Here is a 16,144-nt window from a genome sequence, read left to right on the forward strand (position 1 = left end):
CGCTGTCGTCCTGCGACTGCGGGGTACCTCACCCCGCCTCGAGCAGGGACGCTACGGAGGACAGCCCGGTCTGACATGCGGGATCCCGACAGTGTCCGGGCGGTTCCCTTGTGTCCGCGCACAAGCCGGTCGGCGCTCGTCCGGCTCGATACTGGCCGCGCCCGGGCGCCGCCCGGGGGTCCGCACCACCGGGTGGGAGGCGCCGTGTCCATCGACGAGCTCGAGGGCCTGACCGTGGCCTGGACCCCTCCCCCGGAGGCCTTCGCCACCTCGCCGGCCGGCCGGATGGCCGCTCGGCACGGCATCTCCGACGCCCGGACGTTCCTCGCGCGGGCGGCGGAGGACCCCGAGTGGTACTGGGCCGCGGGGATGGCGGACCTCGGCATCCCCTGGATGCGCCCCTACGACGCCGTCCTCGACCTGTCGGAGGGGATCGAGCACCCGCGGTTCTTCGTCGGGGGGCAGCTCAACTGGGCGGACTTCGCGGTCGACCGCTGGGTGCGCGAGGGCCGCGGCTCGTCCCGCGCCGTCTGGTGGGAGGGGGACGACGGCGCCACCCGGACCCTCACCTACGCCGAGCTCAAGGGCGAGGTCGACGCGGCCGCCGGTGCCCTGCGCGCCGCCGGCGTCGGGGAGGGCGACGTGGTGGCGCTGCTGCTGCCGATGGTCCCCGAGGCCATCACCACCGTGCTGGGCGGCGCGAAGATCGGCGCGGTGGTCGTGCCGATGTTCAGCGGCTACGGCGCCGCGGCGGTGCGCGCCCGGCTGGAGGACTCCGGGGCCACGGTGCTGGTCACCTGCGACGCCTTCCCCCGGCGCGGGCGGCCGGTGGCGCTCAAGCAGGTCGCCGACGAGGCCGTCCGGGACCTGCCGGCGCTGCGGACCGTCCTCGTGGTCCGCCGGCTGGGCGCCGAGGTCGCGATGACCCCCGGCCGCGACGTCTGGTGGCACGACGCCTGCGCCGCGGCCGCGCCGGTGGAGCGCGCGGAGCCCATGGCCGCGGACGCACCGTGCCTGCTGCTCTACACCTCGGGCAGCACCGGCCGCCCCAAGGGCTGCGTGCACACCCACGCCGGCCTGCCGTTCAAGGTCGCGCTGGAGGCCCGGCACGCGATGGGGGTCGAGGAGACGGCCGCGATGCTGTGGCTGACCGACATGGGCTGGGTGATGGGCTCCTTCGTCATCGCGGCGGCGCTGGGCAACGGCGGGACGGCCGTCTTCTTCGAGGGCGTGCCGGACTGGCCGGAGCCCGACCGGCTCTGGGCGGTGGCCGAGCGCAGCGGCACCACGGTGCTGGGCATCTCCCCCACCGTGGTCCGCGCCCTCATGGCGCACGGGGACTCCTGGCCCGACCGGCACGACCTGCCGGACCTGCGGGCGATCGGGTCGACCGGGGAACCGTGGAACGTCGAGCCGTGGCGCTGGTGCGCCCGGCACGTGGGCAAGGACCGCGCGCCCGTCGTGAACATCTCCGGCGGCACGGAGATCGGCGGCTCGCTGCTGTGCGGGTCGACGTTCCTGCCGACGAAGCCGGCCTCGTTCGCCGGTCCCACCCCCGGGGTCCGCGCGGACGTCGTCGACGAGCAGGGCCGGCCGGTCCGCGGCGAGATCGGCGAGCTCGTCGTCCGCTCGGTGTGGCCGGGCATGACCAAGGGCTTCTGGCACGACGACGAGCGCTACCTCGAGGCGTACTGGCGGCGCTTCCCCGGCACGTGGCACCACGGCGACCTCGCCTACGTCGACGGGGACGGCTACTGGTACCTGCTGGGCCGGTCGGACGACACGATCAAGGTCGCGGGCAAGCGGCTCGGCCCCGCGGAGGTGGAGTCGCTGCTGGTCGCCGACGACCGCGTCGTCGAGGCCGCGGCCGTCGGGGTCCCGGACGACGTGAAGGGCGAGGCGCTCGTCTGCTTCGTCGTCCTGCACGCCGGGACCGACCCCGCCACCGCCGTCCCGGGTCTGCAGCAGGTGCTCGCGGCGGCCCTGGGCAGGGCGATGGCCCCACGCGCGGTGCACGTCGTCCCGGCGTTGCCCAAGACCCGCAACGGGAAGATCCTGCGCCGGGTCGCCCGCGCCTCCTACCTGGGGGTGTCGCCGGGGGACCTCTCGTCGCTGGACGACGCCGGCGTCCTGGAGCGGTGGCCGCGCACGGACGTCGCCTCCTCGGGGTGAGGGGTGCCCGAAAGCCGCAACGGCGGGTCGCCGTGTCCGTAGAGTGGCGTGACCTGGGACACAGCGCCGTCGAGGAGGGAGCCGTCGTGGTGCACGCCCCGCTCGCCGACGCCGACGCGCTCCTCGTCGGGGAGCCCGCTGCAGCCGAGCTGAGCTCCTGGCTGGACGCCATCGCCGAGATCACCCGGGCGGCCAACCGCGCCGCGCCGCTCGACGAGCTCCTGGATTTGATCGCCGGGACGACGGCCCGGCTGACCGGCTACGACTTCTGCGCCGTCTTCGTCGCGGACCCCGAGCGCCAGGCGCTGATCATCCAGGGCTCCTACGGGCTCTCCCGGCAGTACATCGACGCCATCAACGCCCGGACCCCGATCCTCGTCCGCGCGGGCGACACCGGTGAGGGCCCCTCCAGCCGCGCGTTCCGCGCGCAGCGGCCCACCACGGTCCTGGACATCACCGCGGACGCGCCGTCCCGGTCGTGGGAGACCGTCGCGGCCCAGCAGGGCTACTCGTCGCTGCTCGCCGTCCCGCTGGTCGTGGGGCAGGTCCCGTTCGGGCTGGTCAACTGCTACACGGCGGAGCGACACGACTTCTCCGCGCGCGAGATCATCCTGATGGAGAGCATGGCCAACCAGGCGGGGCTGGCCATCGAGACCACGCGCCGCCTGGCGGAGACCCACCAGCGGGCCGACCGCCTGGCCGCGGAGACGGCCGCGGTGACCGGGGAGCTTGATGCGCACCGCCAGGCCGACGAGCACCACCGCGAGCTGCTGCGGGTGGTCCTGCGCGGAGGCGGGCTGGCGGCCATCGCCGAGTCCCTGGCCACGCGACTGCAGTGCGGCATCGCCATCGACGACGCCGGCGGGCGGCTGCTCGCCTCGGCCTGCGGCGACGGCCGGCCCGGTGCCGGTACCCGCCGGGTCGCCGCCGCGTACCAGCAGGCCCGGGCGCGGGTCGGCGAGGAGGTGGACCTCGAGGCGGTCACCGTTCCCGGCGAGGCCGGCGCGGAGGGGCTCGTCGTCCCCGTCGTCCTCGACGAGGAGGCCGTCGGCCACCTCTGGGCGCTCCACCCGCACCGGCCCTTCGGCCCACCCCAGCGGCAGGCGCTGACCCGTGCCGCCGCCGTCGTGGCCATGGCTCTGCTCAAGGAGCGGACCGCCCAGGAGGTGGAGTGGCGGCTCTCCCGCGACTTCCTGGACGACCTCTTCGACACCGACAACCAGTCCTCCGAGGCGCTGCACGCCCGGGCCCGCCAGCTCGGCGCGGACCTCTCCCGGCCGCACACCGTGCTGGTGATCCGGCGCGACCCCGCGCCGGGCACGTCCGGCGGCAGCGCCGAGGACCGGGAGGCCCACGCCCAGCGGGCGCTGCTGTCGCTGGTCCAGCGCAGCGGCGCCGCCTGGGGCGGTGCGACCCTCACCGCCACGCGCAGCGACCACGTCGTGGTGCTGTGGCACGACGGCGAGCACAACCGCTCGGCGAAGGACTTCGCCGAGCACGTCCGCCGGGAGATCCAGGCCTACGCCAGCGGCTGGACCGCGACCATCAGCGTGGGGCCGACGTGCGCCGAGGTGCGGGAGTACGGGGACGCCTACCGGCTGACCTGCGGGGTCCTGGACCTGGTGCAGCACTCCGACCGGAGTGACCGGGTGGTGTCGCTGGACACGATCGGCGCCTACCGGCTGCTGCTCCAGGTCAAGCGACCGCGGGAACTGCAGTCCTTCGCCGAGTCGATGCTCGGCACCGTGCACGCCTACGACCGGCAGCACCAGACCAGCCTGCGGGCCACGCTGGACAGCTACATGTCCCGCAAGTGCAACGTGTCGGTCACGGCCAAGGCGCTGCACGTGCACCCCAACACGGTGGCCTACCGGCTGCGGCGGATCGAGGAGCTGCTGGACCTGGACCTCAGCGACCCGCAGGCGCTGCTGCACCTGCAGCTGGCGCTGATGGTCGAGGCCGTCCTGGGTGACCACACCGACTGAGCCCCGGTCAGCGGGGCGCCAGGTCCGCGATGGTGCGGCGCACCCCCGCGACGTAGCCCTCACCCGGCCGGACCGGGTGCGGCACGATCGCGACGGTCGCGACGTCGGTGCCGTCCCAGGCGGCGAGCTGCTCCCGGCACCGGCCGGGTGGGCCGACCAGGCAGTACTCGTCGACGAGGCGGTCGGAGATCGCGGCGCGCAGGCCGGCCTGGTCACCGGCGCGGAAAGCCGTGGCGATCGCCTCCGCCTCGCGCTCGTACCCGGCGCGGACCAGTGCGCTGTTGTAGCTGGGCAGGCCCACCCAGTACCCCAGCGACGCCCGGGCGGCGTCCCGCGCCGCCGGGAGGTCGTCGGTGACGAAGGCGTGCACGGTCGCCTCGACCGGTGGTGCGCACCGGCCGGTCCGCTGACCCGCCCGTGCGGTGGCCGCGGTGAGCGAGCCGATGGCCGAGCGCGGGACGAGCCAGGCCATCACGCCGTCGGACACGGTGGCACCGGCCTCCGCCATCGTCGGCCCCACCGCGGCGGTGTAGACGGGGACCGGGTGCTCGGGACGGCGGAAGTCGAGCAGCTCGCCCTGGTACTCCTGCGGCGGGAGGTCGGGGTAACGCTCCCGGCCGCGGCCCTCCAGCACGGCCTTGACGTCCCGGACGTAGCCCGGCAGGTCGACGCTCGGCCGGCCCACCGGCACACCGAGGGCCTGCAGGCGGACCTTGTGCCCCAGCCCCACGCCCAGCACGAAGCGGCCACCGGAGAGATCGGAGGCGGTGACCGCCATCTGGGCGGCGATGACGGGGTGCCGCAGGTAGCTGATCGTGACGAAGCTGCCGACCCGGATGCGGCTGGTGCCCAGCAGGATGGCGAGGTCGATGGAGAGCGTGTCGGTCAGGGACTCCGTCGTGTAGCAGGCGGCGTAGCCGGCGTCCTCCGCCGCTCGCCCCAGCTCCACGAACTCCGCCGTGCGCGCGGGAGCGAAGGTGAGCAGCGCGACGCCGGTCTCGGGCATGCGGGCAGGGTCCTTCCTCACGGGACGGGCACCGGTCCGCCCGCGGGTGGTCGGCTCCGACTCACAACTGCAGGTACTGCTCCATCCAGCCGGGGTCGCGGCGCAGCTCCGCGGCGTCCCCCGAGTGGACGACCACCCCCTGGTCGAGCACGTACACCCGGTCGGCGAGCTCGAGCGCCATCTGGCTGTTCTGCTCCACGAGGAGCACGCCGTGCCCCTCGTCGGCGATGCGGCGGAGGGTGGCGCCCATGTCGGCGGCGATGTTGGGAGCCAGCCCCTGGGTCACCTCGTCGACGAGCAGCAGCTTGCGGCCGCAGATCAGCGCGCGGCCGACGGCGACCATCTGCTGCTGCCCCCCGGACAGCCGGGAGGCGTCGCGGTCGAGGTGGGCCTCCAGCTGGGGGAAGACCTGCAGCACGCGATCGACGGCGGCCTGCTGCTCGGCCTTGGGCAGGCGGGAGCCCAGCGCGGCCAGGCGGAAGTTCTCCCGCACGGTGAGCCCCGGGAACATCCGGCGGTCCTCGGGGACGTAGCCGACGCCGAACTGGGCGACGCTCTCGGCGGGCAGGCCGACGAAGTCCCTGCCCTCGCAGCGGATGTGCCCGCCGCGGACCGTGACCAGACCCATGATCGACTTCACCGTGGTCGTCTTGCCGGCCCCGTTGCGACCCAGCAGGGCGACCAGCTCCCCGGGCTGCACCGTGAGGGAGACCCCCTGCAGCACGTGCGCGAGGCCGTAGTAGGACTGCAGGTCCTCGACCTGCAGCAGGGCCGGGCCGGCGGAGTCCTGTCGCTCGGCGCGGCCCGCACCCTGGGCGGTGCTCACCGGCTCCCCGTCAGGTAGACCTCTTTGACCTCGGGGTGGTTCCGGACCTCGTCCGGGGTCCCCTCGAAGAGCTTCCTGCCCTGGTGCAGCACGGTGATCCGGTCGGCGATCGTGAGGATCACGTCCATCTTGTGCTCGATCATCAGGATGGTCACGTCCCGGTTCAGCTCCTGCACCAGCTCCACCGTCGCGGCGGTCTCCGTGGGACTCATCCCGGCCGTGGGCTCGTCCAGGAGCAGCAGCCGCGGTGAGGTGGCCAGCGCGATCGCGAGGTCGAGCCGGCGCTGGTCGCCGTGGGAGAGGTTGCTGGCGATGACGTCCCGGTCGGCGGCCAGGCCGATCCGCTCGAGCACCTCCTCGGTGCGCCGGGTCACCGCCTTGATCCCGTCGGCCGGGCGCCAGAACACGTACGAGTGGCTGGCGGCCTGGGCCGCGATGCGCACGTTCTCGAAGACGGTGAGCAGCGGGAACACCGTGGTGATCTGGTAGGACTTCGCCAGCCCCTTGCGGGCCACCTTCGAGTAGGGCATACCGGTGATGTCCTCCCCGGCGAACCGCACCCGACCCGATGTGGGTCTGGTGTGCCCGGTGATCAGGTTGAACAAGGTCGTCTTGCCGGAGCCGTTGGGGCCGATGATGGCGTGCAGGCTGCCCTCGGGCACCTCGATCGAGACGTCGTCGACGGCGTGGATGCCGCCGAAGGAGCGGTCCAGCCCCTGTGCCTCGAGGACCAGGTCGGTCGCCGGCCGGCTCATCGCGCCCTCCTCCGTCCCCGCCGCACCAGCGCGGGCAGCGTCTGGGTCACCAGCCCCCACAGCCCCTGGGGGAAGGCCAGGACGCAGACCACGAAGATCGCGCCGACGATGAGCTGCCACGACGCGAAGGACCGGCTCAGCGAGCTCTCCAGCAGCAGGTAGACGACCGCACCGAGGAACGGGCCGAACAGCGACGAGCGGCCGCCGAGGATCACCATGATCAGCACGACGCCGGAGAGCAGCCAGTACGGCTGGAGGCCGACGAAGTTGTTGAGCATCGCGAACAGGCCGCCGGCCAGCCCGGCGACGGTGCCGGCGACGACGAAGGTGACCAGCTGGACCAGCCGGGTGTTGTAGCCGCAGCCGCGGGCCCGCTCCTCGTTCTCCCGGATCGCCTGCAGGACCCGGCCCATCGGCGACTCGGTGTAGAGGATCAGCGCCGCGAAGACGACCACCACGACCACGGCGGTGAACACGAAGAACGTCAGGGGGTCGCGCAGCGCGTTGAGCTCGATGCTCGTGCCGGGCAGCCACAGCGTCGAGACGGGGATGCCGGACAGGCCGTCGTCCCCGCGGGTGACGCTGTCCCACTGCAGCGCGATGAAGAACCCGAGCTGGGCGAAGGCCAGCGTCAGCATCGAGAAGTAGACCTCGGTGCGCCGCAGGCAGACCGCGCCGACCAGCAGCGAGAGCACCGCCATGCTCGCCGCCGCCACCAGCAGAGCCAGCCACGCGCTGGTGCTCACGTGCAGCAGCACCAGCCCCGCCGCGTACCCGCCCCACGCGAACGGCAGGGCGTGGCCGAAGGACACCAGGCCCCCGTAGCCGACGAGCAGGTTCAGCCCGGCCGCCCACAGGCCGTAGACCAGCATCCCGATCGCCAGGCTGGGGTTGGGCACGGTGAACATGACCACCACCGCGAGGCCCACGAGCAGCACCAGCTGCCCCCACGTCCAGCGTGCCGGCCGGGCACCGCGCGCCCGCGCGATCGTCACCGCGGCCGCCCCCGCCGGGGTGCCGTCGGAGGCCGACGTCGTCCTCAGGTCGGTCATGTCACCCCCAGCAGGCCGCGCGGCCGGAAGGTCATCACGAGGATCATCAGGACGAACGGGACGATCCCGGCGTAGATGCTTGCGTAGAGCGTGGTGAGCGAGACGAGGACGCCGATGAGCAGCCCGGCCACGACGGCGCCCCAGAAGCTGCCCATCCCGCCGACGACCACGACCACGAACGCGAGGATCAGGATGTCCGCGCCCATCTCCGGGTACACGCCGGTGATCGGCCCGGTGAGGACACCGGCGATGCCGGCCACCGCCACGCCGATGGCGAAGACCAGCGTCCGGTAGCGGTCGAACCGCACGCCCAGGGCCCGGATCATGACGTGGTCGCGGATGCCGGCCCGCACGATCAGCCCGACGTTGGTGCGCTGCAGGAACAGCCACAGCCCGGCGACGACCAGCCCCACGACGAGGACCACGAACAGCAGGTAGGCCGGGAGGGGACGGCCGACGCCGAGGTCGACCTGGAAGTCGAGCAGGCCGGGCGAGGGCACCCGGCGGCCGCCCGACCCCGCGACCAGCCGCACGCCCTCGATGAGGATGTAGGTCAGGCCGAAGGTGAGCAGCAGCGCGTCGACCTGGTCGCGCCCGTACATCGGCCGGATGATCGTCCGCTCCAGGGCCGCGCCGAGCACCGCCATCGCGAGGGGCACCACCAGCAGGGCCAGCCAGATGTTGCCGGTCATGGTGGCGAGGTACGAGGTCAGGTACGCGCCCACCATGTACAGGGCGCCGTGCGAGAAGTTGATGAACTCCAGCAGCCCGAAGATCAGGTTCAACCCGAGCGCGAGCAGCACGAGCAGCGCGCCGCTGACCAGTCCCAGCAGCAACTGGGAGATCAGCTGGTCCATGCGACCCCCTCCACGAGTAGGTGCCCTCCGCGCCGGCCGGTGACCCCGCGGAGCCCGGGGCTCCGCGGGGTCCGCTCAGCCGGCCCGCTGGAACTCGGTCCGGACCTCGTCGCAGGTCGGCGCGAACTCCTCGGTGCCCGGCGCGGTGGAGACCACCTCGCGGTAGCCGAACTGCGCGTCCCCGCCCCTGCTCTCGGCCTCGTCGGCCGCCAGGCCCTCGAGGATGTAGATGGGCATGAGCGCCTGGTGGTCGCACGCGCGGATGGTCATGTCGCCCTGACCCAGCGAGACCTCGAGGCCCTCCATCCCCTCGCGGAAGGACTCGGGGGTGTCGTTGCCCTCCTCGACCATCTGGGCGATGAGGTTGACCGCGTTGTAGGTGTAGACGCCGTAGCCGCCCGGCGGGCTGCCGTGGGCCTCCCGGTAGGCCTCGACGTACTCCTGCACGCCCTCGTCGTCGACGTTCCAGTAGAAGGCCGCCATGGCCCACGTGCCGTCGATGAGGTCGAAGCCCAGCTCCTGGTCGAAGCTGAGGTCCTCGAGGGTGAAGAAGGTGCGGAACCGGTCGGTGAGCCCGAACTGCGCGGCCTGGCGCAGGAAGCTGACCTGGTCGCGGCCGACGCCGCCGAACACGAGGACCTGTGCGCCGGAGCCCTCGATCGTCGGGATGTAGGGGTTGAAGTCGGTGGTGCCCAGCGGGAAGAACGCGGTGCCGGCGACCGTGCAGCCCTGCTGCTCGGGGATCGCGCTCTTGTACCCGGCCTCCTGCTCGTAGCCGAACGCGTAGTCCGGCAGCAGCAGGAAGACGCTCTGGCCGAGCTCGCTGCAGATGAACGGGGCGGCTGCGTTGGTCGTCTGGGACGGCACCGGCGCCAGGTGGTAGGTGAGCTCCTCGTCGAAGTTCGGCGGCCGGTTGAGCTGCTCGGTCTGGCAGGCCCCGAGGTACGGGACGCCGGCCTGCGTGGCGATCTGGTTCATGGCCAGCGTGGTCGCGGCCGAGACGCAGCCGGTGAGGAAGTCGACCTGCTCCTCCTGGACGAGGGCCTGGGCCTCGCGCAGGGCGACGTCCGGCTTGAGCTGGTCGTCGCGGACGACGAGCTCGATCGGGCGGTCGCCGATCCGGCCCCCGAGCTGCTCCACGGCCAGCTCGGCGCCGTTGCGCTGCTCCTCCCCGAGCTGCACGTAGGCGCCGGTCAACCCGGTGATGACGCCGATGCGGAGCGGCTCGGTGGACCCGCCGCCACCCTCGCCGCCGCCGCTGTCGCCCCCGGCCACCGTTCCGCCGCACGCGGCCACCAGGAGCGCCACACCCGCCACCAGACCGGCCCTCGCCCGCATGGGACCTCCCTCTCGCCGTCGACAAGGTGCGCCGAACCCTACGAGCGGGGACATGACCTGCATCTCGTTCCGACGCACATGATCGCGCGGGCCCGGCTTGTGGACCGGCACAAGCACACCCGGTCCACGGTGCTGTTGCATGCCCGCAGGCGCCCCCGGGACCGGGGCCGCCTGCGCAGGAGGGAGAGCGCGTGCAGATCGGCCTGTTCCACTCCATCCAGTGGCCCGAGGGCAGTGACCAGCGCGACCGGTACGAGCAGGCCCTCACCCAGGCGTGCCACGCCGATGCGATCGGCTTCGACTCCGTCTGGCTGACCGAGCACCACTTCAGCCGGCACGGGATCGTCTCCGACAGCCTCACGGTGCTCGGGCACCTGGCCGCCCGCACCAGCTCGGTACGCCTCGGCACGGCCGTCTCCGTCCTCCCGCTGCACCACCCCCTGCGGTTGGCCGAGGCCGCCGCGACCGTGGACCAGCTCAGCGGGGGCCGCCTCGACCTGGGCATCGGCCGCGGCTACCAGCCCGGTGAGTTCCGCGGGTTCGGGGTGGACGTCGCGGAGAAGCACGACCGCTTCGACGAGGCGCTGGAGGTGCTCCGCCGGGTGTGGTCGGCCGACGGCCCGGTCTCCCACACGGGGCGGTACTGGTCGTTCGAGGACGCCTACCCCCAGCCCCGGCCGGTGCAGCGGCCGCACCCGCCGCTGTGGGTGGCCACGGACAGCCCGGACGGCCTGGCCGTGTGCGCCAGGGAGGACTGGGGTGTCCTGCTCCCCCAGGGCACCTCCCTGACCGTCACCGCCGGGCAGGTGAAGCGCTACGCCGAGGCCCTCGCCGGGGTCGGCGCCGGGCTCGACCGCGGTCGGGTGTACCTGGCCCGGGCCGCGCACGTGGCCCCCACCGACGAGCAGGCGTGGGCGGAAGCACGGAGACCGTACGAGGACTTCCTCGGCTACGCCGACCGGCTCCGGCGCGCGCGGACCGGCGCCGACCCCGGCGGGCGCAGCCCCTTCGACCTCGACGCCGACCTGCGCGACAGCGCGCTGTTCGGCAGCCCCGACACCGTGGTCTCCCGGCTCCGGGAGATCCGTGAGCTCGGCATCGAGCGGGTGATGCTGTTCCTGCACATGGGCGGCCTGCCCCACGAGAAGATCATGTCGTCCCTGGACCTGCTCGCGTCCGAGGTCCTGCCCGCCGTCCGGGAGTTCTGAGGTGCCCGTCCCGGTCGTCGACGCCCAGGTGCACGTCTGGCTCCCGGAGGGTCCGGACCGGCCCTGGCCACCCGGCGGCGCGGAACGCGCGCGCGCCGTGCACCGGCAGGAGCCGATCAGCGGCCCCACCCTGCTGGCCGAGATGCGGGCGGCCGGGGTGGACCGCGCCGTCCTGGTGCCGCCGTTCTTCGAGGGCCACCGCAACGACCACGCCGTGGCCTGCGCGACCGCGGCCCCGGAGGCCTTCCGGGTCATGGCGCGGGTGGACCTGCGCACCGGCGACCCGGGGCCGGTGCGGGAGCTGCTGCGGGACCCGGTCGTCGCGGACGTCCGACTGGTGTTCCTGCCCGCGGACGCCGGACGCGTGGACGACCCGGGGGCCGAGTGGCTGTGGGCGTTCGCCGAGGCCGAGGACGTGCCGGTCATGCTGCTGGCCTCCGGCCAGCTCGGCGCCCTCGGCGACCTGGCGCGGCGCCGGCCGGGACTCCGCCTGGCGGTCGACCACCTCGGCCTGACCGGTCGGGCCACCGACGCGGCGGCCGCGCCGGAGATCGGGGAGCTGGCCGCCCTCGCCGGGCTGGCCAACGTCTCGGTCAAGGTGACGGCGCTGCCGTGCTACAGCACCGAGGCCTACCCCTGGCCGGCGATGCACCCGCACCTGCGCCGCCTCTTGGACGCGTACGGGCCGGAGCGGCTGTTCTGGGGGTCGGACCTGTCCCGGCTGCGCGGGTCCTACGCCGACCTGGTCCGCGTGTTCCGCGAGGACCTGGACTTCCTGCCGGGACCGGACGCCGACGCGGTCCTCGGCGGGAGCGTGCTGCGCTGGCTGGACTGGCCGGCCTGACCGCGGTCCTGCTCGGCCTGCTCACCGCCGTCCTGTTCGGGACGGCGGCCTACCTGGGGCCGGTCCTCGCCCGCCGGCACCACCCGGGGGCGGTGCTGGCGACCGGCCAGGTGTCCGCCGTCGCCGGGGCGGGCCTGGTCGTCGCCCTGCTGGGCGCACCCGCGCCGCCGGCCGGCGCGCTGGCCCTCGGGCTGCTGGCCGGGGTGGCCAACGGGCTGGCCCTCCTGGCCATGTTCGAGTGCGCCGGACACCTCCGGCTGTCGGTGATGGCCCCGATCGGCGCATCCGGGGGCGCCGTCCCGGTGGTGGTGGCGCTGGCCCTCGGCGAGCGGCCGGCGGCGTGGCAGCTGACCGGGATCCCCCTCGCGCTGCTCGGGGTCGTCATGGTCGCGGCCGGTCGGGCCGGGGGCTCGGGCCAGGACCCGCCCGGCGGGAGGCGCCGGCTGGGCCTGGGGCTGGCGGCCGCGTGGGCGCTGCTGTACGGCGTCTTCCTGAGCCTGTTCTCCGGGGCCGTCGACGCGGGGGGCGCCGACGCGGGCGGCGGGATGTGGGCGGTGCTGGCCAGCCGGGTGACGCTCCTGGCCACCGTGGTGCTCGTGCCGCTCGCACGGCGGTCGCCGCTGACGCTGGAGTGGTCGGCCCTGCCGCTGGTGACCCTCAACGGGTTGCTGATCCTGGGCGGGATCACCGCCTTCGCCGCGGCGTCCTCGGCCGGGCTGGTGAGTGTCGTGTCGGTGCTGGCGACGCTGTCGCCGCTGGTGACGGTGGCGCTGGCGGTCGTGCTGCTGCGGGAGCGGCTGGGAGCCGGTCAGCAGGCCGGGCTCGCCACGGCGACGGCCGGCGTGGTGCTGCTGTCCGCGGGCTGACCGGCGTCCGGACCTCCAGCAGGGCGGTGACCGGCGGCCCGGCGGCGGGCCCCGCACCCGCCGCCGGGACCGCGCCGGTCAGTACATGACCAGCCCGGCCGACACGTTGAGGTCCTCCCCGGTGATCGCCGCGGCGCGCGGCGACGCCAGGAAGGCCACGGCGTCGGCGACGTCGCGCGGGCTGGTCAGCCGCTGCAGGGCCGCTCCCCCGGCGAACTCCGCCCGGGCCTGCTCCACGGTGATGCCCCGCGAGACGGCCTGCTGCTCGAGCACCCAGTCGATCCGTGCCCCCTCCACCCCACCCGGCGAGACCAGGTTGACCCGCACCCCCGACGAGCCCACCTCCCAGGCCAGCGTGCGCACCAGGCCGATGAGCGCCGTCTTCGACGCGGCGTAGGGCGTGCGGTTGACCAGTGGGCGCTTGCCGGTCACCGAGCCGATGACCACCACCGAGCCCGACCGGCGGGCGAGCATGCCGGGGAGGAACGCCTTGCAGGCCAGCATCGTCCCGGTCACGTTGACCCGGAAGGTGTCCTCCCACTCGTCGAGCGGCATGTCCACCAGTGGCGCGCTCGGCCCGCCGACCCCGCTGTTGTTGACCAGCACGTCGACCCGGCCGAACTCCGCCTCGGCCGCCTTCGCGGCGGCGGTGATGGAGTCCGGGTCCCGCAGGTCCATCGCGAGGGGCAGGGCACGCCGGCCCTCCGCCCGGACCAGCCCGGCGACCTCCTCCATGGCCTCGGTCGAGCGGCCGGTCAGCACGACGTCGGCCCCCTCGGCGGCCAACCTCAGGGAGATCTCCCGGCCGATGCCGGTGCCCGCACCGGTCACGGCCGCCACCTGACCCTCGAGGAGCACCCCGGCGCTCACTTGACCGCGACCGCGTTCATCGGGGAGCCGGCCGCACCCGTGATGGGCAGCGGGGCCGCGGACAGCAGGAACTCGTAGACGCCGTCCGCGGCGCAGTCCTCGCCGATGGCCTGCAGGTCCCAGATCTCGCCGAACGGGATGCCCATGTGCACCAGGGCGACGATGTGCAGCGGCTGGAACAGGTCGATCTCGTTGGGCCGCACCTCGCAGCCCCACGTGTCGGTGGCGATGGCCGCGACGTCGTGCTCGTGCAGCCACGGCGCGGTGTGCAGCGACAGGCCCGGCGCGTCCCCGCCGTTGTAGTCCCCCCAGGCGCCGCGCCGGGTCTCGGTCATGCCGGTGCGCACGACGACCGCGTCGCCGGTGCGGATCTCCACGCCCTGCGCGGCCGCGGTGGCGTCGAGGTCCTCACTGGTGATCGCGTAACCCGGGTCCAGGCAGTCGACGCCCCTGTGCCGTGCGACGTCCAGCAGCACGCCGCGCATCACGAACCTGTCCTTCGCGACCTGGATGCCGCAGGTGGCGGCGCCCTTGGCGGTGACGTTGCCGGCGTCGAAGCCGTTGTACATCCGCCCCTTCCAGAAGATGTGCGCGAGGCCGTCCCACTGGCTGCCGGACTGGTTGGGGGTGACCAGGACGTCGTCGGAGAAGCCGAACCCCTTGGACGGGCCGAACCCGCCGGGGAGCGGGTCCTGCTTGCCGGCCAGGTAGTCGGTGCCGGTCGCGGTCATCATGTTCAGCGGGTTGGCGCGGAAACCACCGGACTGCGGGCCGTCGAGGTCCAGCGGCAGGCCCATCGAGATGACCTTGCCCTGCCGGACCGAGCGGGCGGCAGCGAGCACCTGCTCCGGGCCTACGTGGTTGAGCGCCCCGAGCTGGTCGTCCTCCCCCCAGCGTCCCCAGTTCGAGAACTTCCCGATGTAGTCCCGGATGACGTCGTCGCCGCGGAAGGGCACGTCATCGGCCGGTGAGCTGGCCATGGTTCCTCCTGGTGGGTGGGTGGGTCCGCGGACCGGGCTGGGACGCGGGTCGACCGGGCCGGTCACTGCACGGGCATGTCCGCGGAGTCGCCGGGGACCCGCAGCCCGAAGGTGAGCGAGGGGTCGCCGGGGACCCAGTCGCTGCGGAACTGGGCTCCCTCGCCGAGGTCACGCGTGCGGGCGAGCAGTGCGCGGCCGAGGTCCAGCTGGGCCGGCTCCCACAGCCGCAGCGCCTCCCGGACGTCGCCCCCCGACCGCACCAGCGCCGCGGCCAGCGCCCACACGTCGTCGGCTCCCTTGGCGGTGGCCGCGGCTGCGTGCGGCCGGACGGCGAACGCGGCGTCGCCGACCAGCGCCACCCGGCCGAACGCCATCCGGGGGACCTCGATGTCGACCATGACCTGGAGGAAGGGCGCCTGGCTCTTCGCGGCGACCTCCGCCAGCGGTGGCGGCAGCTGCTCGCGCGCGGCGGCCCGGAAGTCGGCCAGGTGCTCGTCCCGCACCGCTCCGGGCGGCAGGGACACGTCCCGACGGCGCCCGGACCGGTCGGTCAGCAGGTCGGCCAGCGGCGCACCCTCGGGCACGTTGCGGTACCAGACCAGGTTCATCAGCCGGCGCCCCGGCTCCACCGCGCCGTCGTAGTTGGGGATCGGGTACGTGAGCGCGTGCGTGCCGGGGCGGACGTAGTAGGTGAGCGAGTCGTCCAGCGCCGCGAACGTCGCCGGGCTCAGCTCCCGTTCGTCGACGACGGCGCGCCACGCCACGTAGCCGCCGTAGCGCTGCCGGACGTCGGGGAGCATGGCCCGGCGGGTGAACGAGGAGACGCCGTCGGCCCCCACCAGCAGGTCGCAGCCGGCGGTGCGGCCGTCGGCGAAGGTGATCTCCACGTCGTCGGCCGTCTGCCGGATGCCCGTCGCCTCGGAGTCGAGGTGGTAGCGGTCGCGACCGAAGGCGGTCAGCAGCGTCCCGTAGAGGGTGTTGTAGCCGGTGAAGTGGTGCCGGCGGGCGTCCTCGGTCAGGACCGAGCCGTCGTCGGCGAGGTAGCGGTGGTAGGTGGCCGACGTGCTGACCGCGGCGAGGTCGAGCAGCCGGTTCTCCAGCAGGTAGCGCGTCGTCGCGGGGTGGAGCACGATCCCCACCCCCCGGCCCTCCAGCGGCGAGCGGGACCGCTCGTAGACGTCGACGTCGCAGCCGATGTCGCGGAACACCAGCGCCGTGGTCAGACCGATGAGCGAGCCGCCGAGGACGGCGACCCGCAGGGGCCGGCGTCCGGGCAGCCGACCGGTCCCCCCGGCGCTCACGACGACCACGGCCGGGTCGGGCTGGGGACCATGGCAGGGGGCTCCTCACTCCTGGGCGTCAGGTCCGGTACGCATCCTGGAACG

The 16,144-nt window shown here is 73.9% G+C and carries 14 protein-coding genes; 5 read left to right on the forward strand and 9 right to left on the reverse strand.

Annotated features, from left to right (window positions below):
* The first annotated feature begins 204 nt into the window (after nt 1-204).
* Both ACWIX3_RS23555 and ACWIX3_RS23560 read left to right on the forward strand, forming a co-directional pair.
* A complete protein-coding gene (locus tag ACWIX3_RS23555) occupies nt 205-2,172 on the forward strand; it encodes an AMP-binding protein (protein ID WP_448609764.1) in 1,968 nt (655 codons plus the stop codon).
* 86 nt (nt 2,173-2,258) lie between these two features.
* On the forward strand, nt 2,259-4,157 hold the full coding sequence (locus ACWIX3_RS23560) for a helix-turn-helix domain-containing protein (RefSeq protein ID WP_448609765.1): 1,899 nt from the start codon (nt 2,259-2,261) through the stop codon (nt 4,155-4,157).
* 7 nt (nt 4,158-4,164) lie between these two features.
* Here ACWIX3_RS23560 and ACWIX3_RS23565 read toward each other — a convergent pair whose 3' ends face one another.
* The 6 genes from ACWIX3_RS23565 to ACWIX3_RS23590 all read right to left on the reverse strand — a co-directional run bounded on the left by ACWIX3_RS23565 (nt 4,165) and on the right by ACWIX3_RS23590 (nt 9,991).
* Nucleotides 4,165-5,163: an LLM class flavin-dependent oxidoreductase gene (locus ACWIX3_RS23565; protein WP_448609766.1), complete on the reverse strand. Its 999-nt coding sequence runs from the start codon at nt 5,161-5,163 to the stop codon at nt 4,165-4,167.
* Between the two features lie 61 nt (nt 5,164-5,224).
* Nucleotides 5,225-5,989, reverse strand: coding sequence for an ABC transporter ATP-binding protein (locus ACWIX3_RS23570; RefSeq protein ID WP_448609767.1), 765 nt, complete (start codon nt 5,987-5,989; stop codon nt 5,225-5,227).
* Nucleotides 5,986-6,744: an ABC transporter ATP-binding protein gene (locus tag ACWIX3_RS23575; RefSeq protein WP_448609768.1), complete on the reverse strand. Its 759-nt coding sequence runs from the start codon at nt 6,742-6,744 to the stop codon at nt 5,986-5,988. Before ACWIX3_RS23575 ends, ACWIX3_RS23570 begins: the two co-directional genes overlap by 4 nt.
* Nucleotides 6,741-7,796, reverse strand: a complete 1,056-nt coding sequence (locus tag ACWIX3_RS23580; protein ID WP_448609769.1) for a branched-chain amino acid ABC transporter permease — start codon at nt 7,794-7,796, stop codon at nt 6,741-6,743. The genes ACWIX3_RS23575 and ACWIX3_RS23580 overlap by 4 nt, the downstream gene beginning before the upstream one ends.
* Complete coding sequence (locus tag ACWIX3_RS23585) at nt 7,793-8,653, reverse strand: branched-chain amino acid ABC transporter permease (protein ID WP_448609770.1); 861 nt, start codon at nt 8,651-8,653, stop codon at nt 7,793-7,795. Before ACWIX3_RS23585 ends, ACWIX3_RS23580 begins: the two co-directional genes overlap by 4 nt.
* A 75-nt stretch (nt 8,654-8,728) precedes the next feature.
* On the reverse strand, nt 8,729-9,991 hold the full coding sequence (locus tag ACWIX3_RS23590) for an ABC transporter substrate-binding protein (protein ID WP_448609771.1): 1,263 nt from the start codon (nt 9,989-9,991) through the stop codon (nt 8,729-8,731).
* Nucleotides 9,992-10,182: 191 nt separating this feature from the next.
* On the opposite strand from ACWIX3_RS23590, the gene ACWIX3_RS23595 reads away from it, so the two are divergent.
* The 3 genes from ACWIX3_RS23595 to ACWIX3_RS23605 all read left to right on the forward strand — a co-directional run bounded on the left by ACWIX3_RS23595 (nt 10,183) and on the right by ACWIX3_RS23605 (nt 12,909).
* Nucleotides 10,183-11,199: an LLM class flavin-dependent oxidoreductase gene (locus ACWIX3_RS23595; protein ID WP_448609772.1), complete on the forward strand. Its 1,017-nt coding sequence runs from the start codon at nt 10,183-10,185 to the stop codon at nt 11,197-11,199.
* Between the two features lies 1 nt (nt 11,200).
* On the forward strand, nt 11,201-12,043 hold the full coding sequence (locus tag ACWIX3_RS23600) for an amidohydrolase family protein (RefSeq protein WP_448609773.1): 843 nt from the start codon (nt 11,201-11,203) through the stop codon (nt 12,041-12,043).
* Nucleotides 12,044-12,135: 92 nt separating this feature from the next.
* Complete coding sequence (locus tag ACWIX3_RS23605; protein WP_448609774.1) at nt 12,136-12,909, forward strand: hypothetical protein; 774 nt, start codon at nt 12,136-12,138, stop codon at nt 12,907-12,909.
* 78 nt (nt 12,910-12,987) lie between these two features.
* On the opposite strand, the gene ACWIX3_RS23610 is transcribed toward ACWIX3_RS23605, so the two are convergent.
* From ACWIX3_RS23610 to ACWIX3_RS23620, 3 genes are all read right to left on the reverse strand, one after another.
* On the reverse strand, nt 12,988-13,740 hold the full coding sequence (locus tag ACWIX3_RS23610; RefSeq protein ID WP_448609775.1) for an SDR family NAD(P)-dependent oxidoreductase: 753 nt from the start codon (nt 13,738-13,740) through the stop codon (nt 12,988-12,990).
* Nucleotides 13,741-13,775: 35 nt separating this feature from the next.
* Nucleotides 13,776-14,759 (reverse strand): cyclase family protein, encoded by a 984-nt coding sequence (locus ACWIX3_RS23615; RefSeq protein ID WP_448609776.1) that lies wholly within the window; start codon nt 14,757-14,759, stop codon nt 13,776-13,778.
* Nucleotides 14,760-14,821: 62 nt separating this feature from the next.
* The gene (locus tag ACWIX3_RS23620) at nt 14,822-16,060 is read right to left on the reverse strand and encodes an FAD binding domain-containing protein (protein WP_448609777.1); all 1,239 of its coding nucleotides are present in this window, start codon (nt 16,058-16,060) and stop codon (nt 14,822-14,824) included.
* Between the last annotated feature and the right edge of the window lie 84 nt (nt 16,061-16,144).

It is taken from the genome of Geodermatophilus sp. URMC 60 (assembly GCF_053502585.1).